Origin of the sequence: Bartonella sp. HY761 (assembly GCF_026743145.1) — a bacterium.
Taxonomy (GTDB): Bacteria; Pseudomonadota; Alphaproteobacteria; order Rhizobiales; family Rhizobiaceae; genus HY038.
Genome location: NZ_CP104887.1, coordinates 3,181,506 through 3,194,652, shown reverse-complemented (window position 1 = coordinate 3,194,652; position 13,147 = coordinate 3,181,506). Strand labels below are relative to the sequence as shown.

At 38.9% G+C, this 13,147-nt stretch carries 11 protein-coding genes; 8 read left to right on the top strand and 3 right to left on the bottom strand.

Going from position 1 to position 13,147, the window contains the following annotated elements:
• Positions 1-71 precede the first annotated feature (71 nt).
• Entirely contained in the window at positions 72-881 is an 810-nt protein-coding gene (gene proC / locus N6A79_RS13725; protein ID WP_268546379.1) for a pyrroline-5-carboxylate reductase, read from the bottom strand.
• A 382-nt stretch (positions 882-1,263) separates the two neighbouring features.
• Between proC and N6A79_RS13720 the strand changes: the two genes are divergently transcribed.
• A complete protein-coding gene (locus tag N6A79_RS13720) occupies positions 1,264-2,166 on the top strand; it encodes a bifunctional methylenetetrahydrofolate dehydrogenase/methenyltetrahydrofolate cyclohydrolase (protein WP_268546378.1) in 903 nt (300 codons plus the stop codon).
• 92 nt (positions 2,167-2,258) lie between these two features.
• Here the strand turns inward: N6A79_RS13720 and N6A79_RS13715 are convergent, their stop codons facing one another.
• Positions 2,259-3,410, bottom strand: coding sequence for a hypothetical protein (locus N6A79_RS13715; protein WP_268546377.1), 1,152 nt, complete (start codon positions 3,408-3,410; stop codon positions 2,259-2,261).
• Positions 3,411-3,853: 443 nt separating this feature from the next.
• Here N6A79_RS13715 and N6A79_RS13710 point away from each other — a divergent pair, with 443 nt between their 5' ends.
• From N6A79_RS13710 to N6A79_RS13695, 4 genes are all read left to right on the top strand, one after another.
• Positions 3,854-4,957 (top strand): polyamine ABC transporter substrate-binding protein, encoded by a 1,104-nt coding sequence (locus N6A79_RS13710; RefSeq protein ID WP_262079142.1) that lies wholly within the window; start codon positions 3,854-3,856, stop codon positions 4,955-4,957.
• A 111-nt stretch (positions 4,958-5,068) separates the two neighbouring features.
• The gene (locus N6A79_RS13705) at positions 5,069-6,154 is read left to right on the top strand and encodes an ABC transporter ATP-binding protein (protein ID WP_268546374.1); all 1,086 of its coding nucleotides are present in this window, start codon (positions 5,069-5,071) and stop codon (positions 6,152-6,154) included.
• A gap of 17 nt (positions 6,155-6,171) precedes the next feature.
• A complete protein-coding gene (locus N6A79_RS13700; protein WP_262079141.1) occupies positions 6,172-7,074 on the top strand; it encodes an ABC transporter permease in 903 nt (300 codons plus the stop codon).
• Positions 7,075-7,076: 2 nt separating this feature from the next.
• On the top strand, positions 7,077-7,877 hold the full coding sequence (locus N6A79_RS13695; protein ID WP_182418170.1) for an ABC transporter permease: 801 nt from the start codon (positions 7,077-7,079) through the stop codon (positions 7,875-7,877).
• A 71-nt stretch (positions 7,878-7,948) separates the two neighbouring features.
• Here the strand turns inward: N6A79_RS13695 and N6A79_RS13690 are convergent, their stop codons facing one another.
• On the bottom strand, positions 7,949-8,254 hold the full coding sequence (locus N6A79_RS13690; RefSeq protein ID WP_268546373.1) for a hypothetical protein: 306 nt from the start codon (positions 8,252-8,254) through the stop codon (positions 7,949-7,951).
• 862 nt (positions 8,255-9,116) lie between these two features.
• Between N6A79_RS13690 and N6A79_RS13685 the strand changes: the two genes are divergently transcribed.
• From N6A79_RS13685 to N6A79_RS13675, 3 genes are all read left to right on the top strand, one after another.
• On the top strand, positions 9,117-11,288 hold the full coding sequence (locus N6A79_RS13685; protein ID WP_268546372.1) for a TonB-dependent hemoglobin/transferrin/lactoferrin family receptor: 2,172 nt from the start codon (positions 9,117-9,119) through the stop codon (positions 11,286-11,288).
• A 63-nt stretch (positions 11,289-11,351) separates the two neighbouring features.
• Positions 11,352-12,263, top strand: coding sequence for a ChuX/HutX family heme-like substrate-binding protein (locus N6A79_RS13680; protein ID WP_268546371.1), 912 nt, complete (start codon positions 11,352-11,354; stop codon positions 12,261-12,263).
• Positions 12,260-13,147 (top strand): heme/hemin ABC transporter substrate-binding protein, encoded by an 888-nt coding sequence (locus N6A79_RS13675; protein WP_268546369.1) that lies wholly within the window; start codon positions 12,260-12,262, stop codon positions 13,145-13,147. The genes N6A79_RS13680 and N6A79_RS13675 overlap by 4 nt, the downstream gene beginning before the upstream one ends.

Sequence of the window (13,147 nt, the reverse complement as noted above, 5' to 3'; positions counted from 1 at the left end):
TTCAAATAAGCATTTGCAAAATTGGGTGCATTTGTTTCCAATGCACCCTTGTTATTTCTTTCAATGAAATTTTAGTTGCCAAGCTCTTTCGAGCGTTCACAAGCAGCTTTTACGCACTCAACAATCATATTTTCCATGCGCTTATCACCCATTAAAACGGCAAGACCTGCAGCTGTCGTACCATTAGGACTGGTGACGCGCTCACGCAAGAGCGATGGCATTTCAGGCGAACTGGCGGCCAAAATACCTGCGCCTTTTACGGTTTGGCGAGCAAGCAACAAAGCAGTATCTTCATCAAGACCAACCTCCATACCAGCGCGCGCCAAACACTCAATCATATGGAAAACATAAGCGGGGCCAGAACCAGAAAGTCCGGTGACGGCATCCATTTGATCTTCTTCAACCTTAGCAACTTCACCATTTGCATGTAAAAGCGCGCGAACAAACTCTTCTTGGCCAGCATTAACATGGTCGTTGATGCAATAGACCAACATACCTTCACCAATTGCAGCAGGTGTATTCGGCATCGTGCGCACTACAGCTGTTTTTTCACCAAGTAGCTCGGTAAATTTTGCAATTTTTACACCAGCCATAATGCTGACAAAGGCAGCTTTATTTGCAAATTTTTGATAGGCTGGGGCAATCTTGTCAAACACCTGCGGTTTTACGGCAAACAATACATAATCAACAGCGACATTTTCTCCAATGCCCTGCGCATCGTCATAAACATGAACGCCAAGCTGTTGAGCGCGTTGGCGCAACTCTTCATTTGGTTCAACAACATGAATTTGGTCAGGCTTAGCGACTTTTTTATGCAGCCAGCCCTCAACCATGGCACGCCCCATATTACCACAACCAACCAACACAATATTATTGCTCATCTCATCATCTTTCTATTTGATCCTGTTTTAAAACAGAAATCTTGATATTTTGCATCATGCTTAAAAGCGACCATAGGCTTGAAGCCGAAATAGTTCAAACACTGTTTTTATAAAAACCAAAATGCGCCCATTTTGTCACAGATTTTATAAAAGCAAGGTCCTAACCTTATTTGTGGTAAATTAATTCTTTTAAAAGAGTACCATCATCGTTTAACTTTGCTAGCAATTTCTATATAGGTTTATAAGAGTTATAGTTTGAAAAGTGACCTATAATACGATTATAACAATTTGCACAAAGAAAACAGGCTATTGCTGCTTGAGTGAAGGGGAAACTTCATGGTGGTGATAGGCATTAAGTAAACACACAATTGGAGCTTTACGGATGGCCGATATTATTGATGGAAAACTGTTGGCAGCACAAATTATTGAACAGATCAAACATGAAACTGGGCAATTAATGACAAGCCATAATATCCGTCCCGGTCTTGCTGTGGTTATTGTCGGGGAAGATCCAGCAAGTGAAATCTATGTTTCCTCAAAAAGTCGCAAGGCAGAAGAATGTGGCTTCAAATCGGTAACCCATAAACTTGATAGCGATATTAACGAAAAAGACCTATTGCGTTTAATCACTAATTTAAATGGCGATCCAGCCATTCATGGTATTTTGGTGCAATTACCGCTGCCAAACCATATTTCAGCTGAAAAAGTAATCGAAACTATTTCACCACGCAAAGATGTTGATGGCTTTCATTATGTCAATGCGGGTAAATTGGCCATTGGTGCAATTGATGATACTTTCGTACCATGCACACCCGCAGGCGCAATGATTATGATCCGCCGCGTCCTTGGCAATGATCTTTCTAATCTTGATGCGGTGATTGTCGGTCGCTCCAATATTGTTGGTAAACCAATGGCTAGCCTATTACTTGCTGCCAATGCCACAACAACTATTGCCCATAGCCGCACTCATGACCTGCAAGACGTTGTGCGTAGCGGTGATATCGTGGTAGCTGCCGTTGGCAGACCAGAGCTTATTAAAGGCGATTGGATTAAGCCAGGCGCAACAGTGATTGACGTTGGCATTAACCGCATTGATGCACCAGAAAAAGGCGAAGGCAAAACCCGCATAGTCGGCGATGTCGAGTTTGATAGTGCAAGCCAAGTCGCAGGTGCTATCACGCCAGTTCCCGGCGGAGTAGGGCCGATGACCATTGCCATGCTTATGGCCAATACCCTTAAAGCTGCCTGCCTATCTGTTGGTGTTGCCGCTCCACAATTTGATTGATTTATATTAGCTTGAGCATTTTACCGTTTTCATAATGGATCAATGCTCAAGCTCATTAAATGGCTTTGCTCAGCAGACAGGCTTTTTAAAAATCAATCAATATTTTTTAAAATTTTAAAAATTCGCAGACCATAAATATAAAAATCATCCGGACTTACGATTAAATCGGCAGGATTTACATCCTTACGAACAGAAAACCTAGGAAGCTCACTGCGCCAATAAAGCTCTTTATCATTAACGGCTGACGATAAGGCCGCCAATAAAGCAGGATTAAATCCTATATAGTAATGTGGATTTCTGGCAATATCGAGTGCAAATGGATTTTCACCTTGAACATAATACGCTATCTTTTTAACCGATGCCTCTTGTTTAAAAAAAGCAATGACAGTTAAAGTACCCTCATATTCAGGGGTTGAGCAATAATAAAGACCACAATGCTTAAATTGGTTTAAAACAGTTTCAAGTGCTTGTTCTTCACCATTTGCAAATAACTCGCTTACTGCGGCCAATGCTGTTTGGGGTAGATAATCGCGATCTTGATCTACGATCAATGCTACACTGCCAATATCAATAAATAGCTGGCTTTGTTCTTGCCATATATCACCTTTTGCCTCCGGCATATTCATATATTTGCGGTAATCATCAACATATCCCACATGAAGTGCATAACGGTAGTAGGTTGCTAAATTATTCTTGCCGATCGTGTCAATATAACCTGATTGTAACTCATTGATTGCATATTCATCCAATTGATCAATCTTTGAGCCTAATATTTTTTCAATTTCTGGATAACTATCGGTTAATAATCCTATGTAACTGATATAGGAATTATCCTCATAAAATTTGTAAAAATCATTACTTATTAATTTTTGGATTAGCTGTTGTTGATATTCTCCGCGAAAGAAATATATCCAGCTATGACGCATGATAGTATCTTTACACGATGAATTTTTACTATCTACTTTAGACAGTATTTTAAATAATTCGTCACGATTTAAGCTAAAAACCTTAGCTAATTTTTGTTTTACGTCGATGGTAACACCATCATAATAATGCAACTGTTCCTCATAGGTTTTAAATATTCTTTCATCATGCATAAGATGGCTATCATCTAGGTCTGAAAAAATTTGCTCATAGGAGCAAGTAGGATCTTTTACAGCCTCCTTGGCGCTTAAAAGCAAGACTGCTCCCATAATACCAAAAGCTAACAAACTAAAAATTATACCCCACCATGTTTTTTTCAAAACGATAATCCCTCTTTGTTATTTTTTTAGTATTTACAAAAATAGCAGCTTTAAAAAGGCAGTAATTCACTATTATAGCTAATAAAAACAAAACATTACTAATTTTTTTGCTTTTTTGTAATTTTTTGTTTACTTACATTTGATCATAATATATCGTAATTTGATCAAAATAAACATGATCCATAAAATGCAGTATCAAACTGCCTCATCAAAATAACAGGATCGTGATAAAAAATGGGATACTGGTCAGGGAGGTAATCTACCAGTAAAATTTGTTTGTTATAATCTGCACAGTTTACATGCAATACGAAAAGCTAAGGTTTACAAGCCTGGCAAATTCCTGCACTGTTTGTGCAAGATTTATAACTGTTTTTTATGCTGTTGTTTTAAAAACGCGGCAAAAGAATATAATTTTAACAAACATAAGATTTAGGGTGAACGTAATGTCTGTTAAGAAAATTTTTAAAACCTGCCTTATTACTGCAGCCAGCGCTTTAGTGACCCTTGGTGCAGCAGAAGCGCAAAACAAGAAGCTGTTTATTTTTAACTTCTCCAACTATTTTGCCGATGATACAATTTCTAATTTTATCAAACAAAGCGGTATTGATACCAAGCTTGACTATTTTGATACCCATGAAATGTTGGAAACACGACTTATTACTGGCGGTAGTGGCTATGATGTTGCTTTTGCTAGCTCTCCAGTGGCAAGCCGGCTTATTCCAGCCAATGCTTTGCAAAAGCTTGATAAATCGAAACTGAAAAATTATGGCAATATTGATCCATTCTATTTAGAAATGATCAGCACATTTGATCCAGGCAATGAATATATGGTGCCTTATATGATCACCACGACCGGCATTGCTTATAATGTTAAGAAAATTAATGAGCGGATGCCTGATGCACCCGTTGATAGTCTTGATATGTTCTTCAAGCCAGAAATTGCAGAAAAATTTGCCAATTGCGGTATTGGCATCAATGATTCGCCAAATGAAATTATTCCTATTGCCTTGAACTATCTTGGACTTGATCCTTACTCTACCAACAAGGAAGATCTTGCCAAGGCAAAAGACCTTTTAATGAAATTGCGTCCCTATATTCGCCACATGCGGACAGGACAATTACTTGATGATATGGCATCAGGTGAACTTTGCCTTGCATTAATGTGGAATGGCGACGCAAATATTGGTGCCCAGCGCGCTAAAGAAGCCAATGCTGGAGTTGAAGTGATTTATCGCTTACCAAAAGAAGGCACCAGTATAACTCTTGATAATATGGTTATCCCTGTAGATGCGCCAGATCCTGAAGAAGCTTTGAAATTCATCGATTATATCATGGAACCAAAGGTAACCGCTGATATTACCAATGCAGTGTTCTTTCCTAATCCAAACACGGCGGCAACACCGTTTGTCGCCTCTGATATTCGTGACAATCCCAATCTTTATCCACCTGAAGAATTACGCAAAAAGCTTTTTGTTGATAAATTATTGTCGCCACGTGATGCGCGTGAACGCACACGTTTATGGACTGCTTTTAGAGCAGGAAAATAAGCTATACAAAGGGTGGTTTCACAACGGCCGCCCTTTTCTTACCATATTGTGCGATATGTGATTTGTGTCTTTCCGTTATTTTAGCCTGATGATTTATGGGGATAGTTAACCATGACTCCATGTGTTTCGATTAAAAATGTAACCAAGATTTTTGGTTCCTTTACTGCCGTTAATAGTATCAATCTTGATATTGGCGAAGGTGAATTTTTTTCCCTGCTCGGGCCATCTGGCTGTGGAAAATCAACCCTTCTGCGCATGATTGCCGGATTTGAAGTGCCAACAGCCGGCACGATATCCATTGCTGGAAAAAACATGACCGAGGTTGAGCCTAATAAGCGGCCAACCAATATGATGTTTCAGTCCTACGCACTTTTTCCCCATCTTACTGTTGCCAAGAATATTGCATTTGGCTTGGAACAAGAAAAGCTGTCCAAAGCTGAAATTCATTTACGATTAAAAGAAGTTGGTGAAAAATTAAAACTAACCGAATTTATGGACCGCAAACCATCAAGCCTATCTGGTGGGCAAAAACAGCGTGTGGCATTGGCACGGGCGCTAGTCAAGCGGCCAAAAGTTTTGTTGCTAGATGAGCCTTTGGGTGCATTGGATAAGAATTTGCGCACCCAAACGCAATTAGAATTAATGCGACTACAAAAGGAACTTGGTATTACTTTTATCATCGTCACTCATGATCAAGATGAAGCGATGACTGTTTCATCGCGTATTGCTATTTTGGAAAAGGGCGAAATTATCCAAATTGGCACACCAAGCGAAATTTATGAAAAGCCACTCACGCGCTATGTGGCAAAATTTTTGGGTGAAACCAATATTATCACGGCAGATTCAGCCGAAGAAGACGAAGATGGTAATAATCTGATCATTGAAAGTGCGGAAGTTGGTGGAACAATCAAGGCAGCTTATTCAGATCGTGTGTCTTTAAGTGAGAAGTTTTGGTTATCTATTAGACCAGAGCGGATTGAAATTGCTAAAGTTGGTACTCAAGGCGTTGAAGGTTTGAATGCTGTTATCGATGCAATCACCTATACTGGTATTAAACGTAACTATCGCATGCGTCTTTCAACCGGCAAAATAATCGATGCCATCCGTGTCAACCAAGGCATTGAAGATGATTTTGAAATTGGTGATAATGTTATTGTCCATTGGCAACCAGATGCTGCCTTGTTATTGGCAGATTAGGTAGGAGGCCTTTGCTTATGATAAATCCTGATAAAAAAAGTTGGGGAGCAAGGCTGCTCATCGGCATACCGGGGCTTTGGCTATTTCTATTTTTTCTTGCCCCTTTTGCCATGGTCGTGGCGATTAGTTTTTCAACCGCCCGCATTGGCATACCGCCTTATGATTTTTTGGTCGCGGTAAAAGACGAAATTGTCTCTATTACCCTCAATCTTGAAAATTTCCTTTATATTTTCTCAAGCGACACATATCTTCTTGCCGCTTGGACAAGTATCCGCATTGCCGCCATTTCTACAGTAATTACCCTGCTCATTGCCTATCCGCTTGCTTATGGTATTGCATCAGTTGATCGGCGCTATCGCAACTTTTTGGTTTTTTTGATTATTATCCCATTTTGGAGCTCGATGCTTATCCGCGTCTATTCATGGATTGCAATATTGCGCAATGACGGCTTATTAAATAATTTCTTAATGAATCTTGGCCTTATCCATGAGCCTTTGGTGATTTTAAATACCGAAATCGCTGTGTTTATTGGTATAGTCTATACTTATTTACCATTCATGGTATTGCCGCTTTATTCAACCCTTTCAGTAAGTGACCGCACCTTGATTGAGGCAGCTCAAGATCTTGGTTGTTCGCGCATTAAAGCCTTTTGGCGTATAACCGTGCCATTAAGCATGCCTGGTATTATTGCTGGCTGTGCCCTTGTCTTTATTCCAGCTATTGGTGAATTTGTAATCCCTGATCTTTTGGGCGGAGCTGATACTAATATGATTGGTCGCGCTATCTGGATCGAGTTCTTTAACAATCGCGATTGGCCGCTAACTGCTGCGGTTACTGTTGTGTTGCTCGGTGTGCTTATTATTCCGATAAGCATCATGCAAATGCTACGTTCACGACAATCAGCAAATGGGGGGAAATAATTATGCATCGCGCAACTTGGTTCAATTATTTATCCATTGGGTTAGGATTATTTTTTATCTATCTACCCATTTTTGTTCTAGTTTTTTACAGCTTTAATGCTAACCGCTTAGTATCAGTTTGGGGCGGATTTTCTACCCAATGGTATAGCGCAGTTTTTAACAATCACTCCTTGTTAACCGGAGCAAAAATCAGCTTTATTGTTGCCGCTTGTTCAGCAACAGGTGCAACATTTTTAGGCACCTTATCTGCTATTGTTCTTAACCGCTTTAAAAGATTTCGTGGTCGTAGTGTCTTTAATGCAATGTTATTGTCGCCAATGATTATGCCAGAAGTGGTTTTGGGCATATCTATGCTTTTGATGTTTGTGGCGCTTGGTATTGATCGCGGACCAATTACCATCATTATCGCTCATATTACTTTTACCATGTGTTTTGCTTTTGTGGTTATTCAATCGCGGTTGAGCGAGCTTGACCCATCACTAGAGGAAGCCGCCCGCGATCTTGGCTGCACGCCTTTTAGTGCTTTTGTCAAAGTGGCGTTACCCAACCTGGCCACCGCTTTAATATCGGCTTGGTTATTGTCTTTTACGCTTTCACTTGATGATTTGGTTATTGCCAGCTTTACCACAGGGCCGGGCGCATCAACCCTGCCAATGAATATTTATTCGCAAATTAAATTCGGTCTGACGCCAGAAATTAATGCGATTTCAACCATTATTCTTGGGGTTGTGGCAAGTGGCCTAATCATTGCGCGATTATTAACGCGGAATTCAAAATCCGCCGCTGCTGCCGCAACTATATGATGATGCGCTATCATGGTGTAAAGATTTGATAAAAAGCCGTCAGCTTTCAAGGCTGATGGCTCTTTATACCTTCAATAACGTGGACTGGGTTTTGACAACTCTCCGATTAAAACTGCGATTAAAAAAACGGGAGTTAAAAGTATAAGCTCAAAGGTGCTCATGGGTCTCGATTGCCGCGAACTTTCGCTTCGAGGCTGCGCTTTGTCCGTTTCTTTTTGTTTTTGTCGATTGTTTACATTATTTGGATTTAATTTAGGCTTACTATCATGCTTCTCACCGCTATATGCAGCCTGATAATATTCGGGCTTTTTAGTGCATGCTGCTAATAGCGATGATATAAGCAATATGCTAATTGCTATTTTAAAAAATTTGATCATTGAATTACCCCTTTAAATTGAACAATGTTCATAAAATTTACAAAAAAAATACAGTTTTTTTGCATTTAGTTAAAACCCTCGAAACAAATGCAATCTCGTCGCAAGGAAAAGCGAAGAAAACTCATTCAAAACAAGAATGCTCTAGCGTTGATTAAATCCTAATGATTTAAACTGAAGGTCAACCGGTTCAAACTTTGCCTATAAAGCTTAATCAATTTAAGATGTTAGTAACTTATATGATTGCAACGCCGCAGCAAAAAAAATGAGTTTCATGGATGCTTCCCAATTTTTTAGAAAAGCATTTTTTAAAGTCATTTAAGCCGGTTTTTAAAGTTTAGTTAAAACTGATTGGAACGACCATTAGCAAAAAATCTTTACCCCCTTTAATTGAACATCGTTCATTTTTGCAAAAAAATCAAGCGGTATTTTTGAATAATTGATAATCCAAGATATTTGAGTTAATGCGGGATAATTATAGTGGAAAAACTAAAACAGGCACTTGAGATTAAACTCATGGTCAATAAACGCCTGCCTCTAACCCGATAGACGTTTAAACTTAAATTGCTACGTTTATGGTTTCAAATTACCAATCAATTCTAACTACACCTAACAGCCATGTTGCGCCACGAAGAAAATTTTTCTTTGTGCAAAGATGCGATCTTTTAATCAAATTTACGTTATTAATAACTTGACATACAAACTCATGTTTGTTAGCGAGATATAAATCTACTTACATTCATATATTATAATAAAAAAATTCAAAATAGAATTTAAGCTTATTTTAATATAAAAAAATTTTATGTAAGAAAAAATATATCCAATATTATTGATATATAAATGCACAAGAGAATGGACATTCCAGATGAAAAGTAAAAATCAGATTTTAAGAACTTTAATGTTAACTTCAACTGTTTTTTGCCTTCATTACACCGCGGCGAATGCGCAAAGCTTAGAACATGAACAGTTAGATACGGTTGTAATTCAGGCTGATAATAATCCTAATAATAAGGATATATTGGTTGACAAGATTTCAGCCAAAGAGATAAGCGCCAAACAGGTGGACAATGTGCGTGATATTTCTCGCTTGGACCCGTTGATTAATTACAACCGTCAAAATAATAGTTTTAACATTCGTGGTCTTGATAGTAATCGCGTTTTAACCACTATCGATGGTATTCCAATGCCGTGGTTAAACGACATTTCACGCGGTGTTAAAGGTGGCCCATCGTCCTTTGACTTTGGTGCATTAACCTCGCTTGATATTGGACGCGGTTCTGATTCAAGTCTTTATGGCTCGGGTGTTTTAGGCGGCATTGTCATGCTGCAAACCATCAATCCCGAAGATCTTATTAAAAATAATAAAAACTGGGGTTCCATCACCAAGGGGTCTTATGACTCATCGGATAATAGCTGGCATATAAACCAAGCCTTTGCAGTTAAGGCGCAAAATACATATGTCATGTTGCAAGGCGGATATGTCGACGGTAAGCAGCGCCGCAATAATGGTGAAGGCGGTGGCTATGGCACGGCACGCGTTCTTGAAAACCCCGAAAATTACGATCAAAATAATCTTCTATTTAAGCTTAACCACTATATAAATCCTAATCATAAAATTGGTTTTACTGCTGAGCGCTTTAGATCAGATCGTAATATTGATGTTTACAACCAATCAACTGTTACCTATCAGGCTGGTACTGCCGAGCAAGAACAGAAAAATCGTCGTGATCGTTTTTCTTTATCTTATGATTATTATGGTGATGGTCAACAATTTCTTGACCGCTTTGCAACGGTTTTCTATTGGCAAAACCAAGAAAACAATATTGAATCTCATGCTCAACGCCTTGTGGTGCCGAAGGGAGATTTTAGGCGAAATAATGAAATCAAGGATGAAAGTTACGGCTTTAGTTTAAGGGGCGAAAAGAAGATTGAAACCGGCACAATAAGCCATAATTTCCGCTTTTTGGCCGATGGTTCATCATCAAAATTCCAACAATATGCTAGCGGAAGTGATAGCTGTCCACCTCCACCCCACACTGGTATTTATTTACAATGCCGGATGCTCCACACCAACCAATCCGATGCACCCGACACCAAAAGCAAAAGCTTTGGCTTTTCTATAGAAGATGAAATCGGCTTTTTTGATAATCGGTTACGGCTTACCCCCGGTGGACGCTTTGACTGGTATGAGCATAATCCGCAAAAAACGGCCAGCTTTGAAGTTAATCCATCCTTTAAAGGCTATCCTGAAAAAAATAACGCATCACGGTTCTCACCAAAGCTTCGGGCTGAGTGGCAAGCCAATAATGAGTTGATGTTTTATGCACAATGGGCACAAAGTTTTCGTGCGCCAAGTGTAACAGAACTCTATCTTGATTATACCAATCCTGGAATTTATCACGTTATCGGTAATTCTGCCCTAAAAGCAGAAACAGGCAATGGCTATGATATTGGATTAAAATACGGCAATGAAACTCTAAATGGTTCCCTTGGTTTATTCACCAATCGCTATAAGAATTTTATTGATTATATAGAGTTGGCGCCAACGCGTGAATATATTCGTGGGCAACGTGCTTATATTAATAAATCACGGGTAAAAATTTCCGGCATTGAAGCAAAAGGCCAATGGCAGATCACCCATAATTGGCAGGCAAATATTGCTCTTACTTATATGGAAGGTAAAGATACAGAAACAGGCGAATATCTAAATTCCATTCCACCATTTAAAGCCGTTTCCAGTATTGCATATCAACAAGAGAATTGGGGCGCAGAATTATTTATGACTGCAGCTGCAAAACGCGACAAGGTCGCCGCTAATTCACAATATGCAGTTGTACCCGGATTTGCAGTCTTTGATATGACAGCTTGGTGGCGTCCAATTGGTGAAAAGGGTCCAAGATTACAAGCTGGGATCTATAATATTTTTGATAAAACCTATTGGAATAGTGTGGAAATGCCCGCCCTTTCAAACTTTAAGAAAGACTATTATAGCGAGCCAGGCCGTAACTTTAAAATTTCTTTTGTACAAGAATTTTAATTTTTATGACAATTGGCCAAGGCAAAATTATTTGCTTTTATCAAAGTTAGGCAAGACCAAATTATGGATCATCAGACAGCACAAGCGCTGATTTCACGCTTTGAAACTGCAGTTGCAACATCAAAGGGCTTTATTCGTGAGCGCGATTTTGCCAAACAAAATGGTATAACCGAAGCAGATATTTTTGCCGCCTATAGCATTATCTCTCAATTTGAAGAATTCGTCCCCAATCTTGGTTTGCTTCTCTCCATGCTCAACCAATTGGGGCCGATCATGATTATCACGCGCAATGATTATGCAGTCCACCAATTGCGTGGTTGTTTTGACGGCTTTGATGATCAGCATGGGATTATCACAACCTTTGGCGATATAAATTTATCACTTTCAAAAAATCAATGTCATCGTATGTTTTTTAAAACCAAAATCATCGATGGGCAAAGCTATTCTTGTTTAGCCATATTTGATAATCAAGGGGTTGCGGTATTAAAATTATTTGAACAACCAAATTCCAATCATCAAGCATGGCAAGATTTGATTGAGACTTTACGAAGCAATAAGACCTTGCCAAGCAATCCATCAGTCGGTGAAATAAGCAATAATCAACCAAAACAACCAATAGAAGACAAACAGGTCACTCCTGAATTTTTAAAATCTTTAATAGAATTTTCAATTCAAAAAGGGCTTATATTTCATTGCAAAGTATGCAATCAAAGCTGCTGTCAGAGCTTTAGCGGTATCATCCATAATTTTAAAATTATAAAAACATGGTTTAACATTATGGATGGCAGTTTTAACCTTCATCTAGATATCAGCCAATGCCAATTAAGTGTTCAAAAAGATAATAAGAGATTATTCTTAAATGCAAAAAGCAGCGATAATCGCGAAGCTTGTGAAATAAGCTTGAATTTGGCTGACGTATCGGTCGAAGATTATTTTGATGAGATTACCAACCAATATGGGATAAGCAAACAATGATAAAATATTTATTGCGCATTGTTTTACTGCTATCGGCTTTTTTAACTTTTCATGTCAATTTGGCAAACAGTGCCGAACCTGCTCAGTTAAGCGAAACCCCAATAAATGAAAAGCCAGTAAATGAAAGGCTTGTGGTTATTGGTTCAGGCCTTATTGAGACAGTTTTTGCCTTGGGCGCTGGCGATGAAATTATTGGTCGTGATACCGCTTCAACTTATCCAGAACAAGCAAAAGCGATTGCTGATATTGGCTTTATGCGCGCCTTGTCACCAGAAAGCATCTTATCGCTCAATCCGCAAAAAATAATTATGTCCAAGGGAAGTGGGCCAGCGACATCAATTGAACTTTTAAAAAAATCATCGGTTCCACTTATCATTATTGACGAGGAATTTTCGCAAAAAAGCGTTATGCAAAAAATTCAAGAACTCGGACAATACTTAAACAGACAGAATGAGGCCAAGGCACTTGCAGAAAGTGTTAACCGTCAGTTTGATGAATTAACGAATTACGTCAATAAAATTGAACAAAAAAAACGTGTCTTGTTTATAATGTCTGTTCGCAATGGCCGGATCATGGCAGCTGGACAAAACACCGGCGCAAATGGCATGATCAATTTAGCCGGTGGTATAAATCCAGTGCAATATGACGGCTATAAATTGATTAATGATGAAGCAATTATTGAGCTTGCTCCTGATGTTATTTTAACAATGAACTATAATGGCATGGCGGTAACAAATGAAGAAATATTATCTGTGCCTGCACTGCGCTCAACTCCAGCCGGCAAAAACCAAGCTTTTTTTAGCATGGAAGCTCTTTATTTGATGAATTTTGGCCCAAGAACTGCAAAAGCAGCTCTTGAACTAGCAAAACACCTATATCAATAA

Bases quoted from the DNA above. Each gene is read 5' to 3' on its own strand.
- proC (WP_268546379.1), bottom strand. From the start codon at position 881: ATGAGCAATAATATTGTGTTGGTTGGTTGTGGTAATATGGGGCGTGCC.
- N6A79_RS13720 (WP_268546378.1), top strand. From the start codon at position 1,264: ATGGCCGATATTATTGATGGAAAACTGTTGGCAGCACAAATTATTGAA.
- N6A79_RS13710 (WP_262079142.1), top strand. From the start codon at position 3,854: ATGTCTGTTAAGAAAATTTTTAAAACCTGCCTTATTACTGCAGCCAGC.
- N6A79_RS13705 (WP_268546374.1), top strand. From the start codon at position 5,069: ATGACTCCATGTGTTTCGATTAAAAATGTAACCAAGATTTTTGGTTCC.
- N6A79_RS13700 (WP_262079141.1), top strand. From the start codon at position 6,172: ATGATAAATCCTGATAAAAAAAGTTGGGGAGCAAGGCTGCTCATCGGC.
- N6A79_RS13695 (WP_182418170.1), top strand. From the start codon at position 7,077: ATGCATCGCGCAACTTGGTTCAATTATTTATCCATTGGGTTAGGATTA.
- N6A79_RS13690 (WP_268546373.1), bottom strand. From the start codon at position 8,254: ATGATCAAATTTTTTAAAATAGCAATTAGCATATTGCTTATATCATCG.
- N6A79_RS13685 (WP_268546372.1), top strand. From the start codon at position 9,117: ATGAAAAGTAAAAATCAGATTTTAAGAACTTTAATGTTAACTTCAACT.
- N6A79_RS13680 (WP_268546371.1), top strand. From the start codon at position 11,352: ATGGATCATCAGACAGCACAAGCGCTGATTTCACGCTTTGAAACTGCA.
- N6A79_RS13675 (WP_268546369.1), top strand. From the start codon at position 12,260: ATGATAAAATATTTATTGCGCATTGTTTTACTGCTATCGGCTTTTTTA.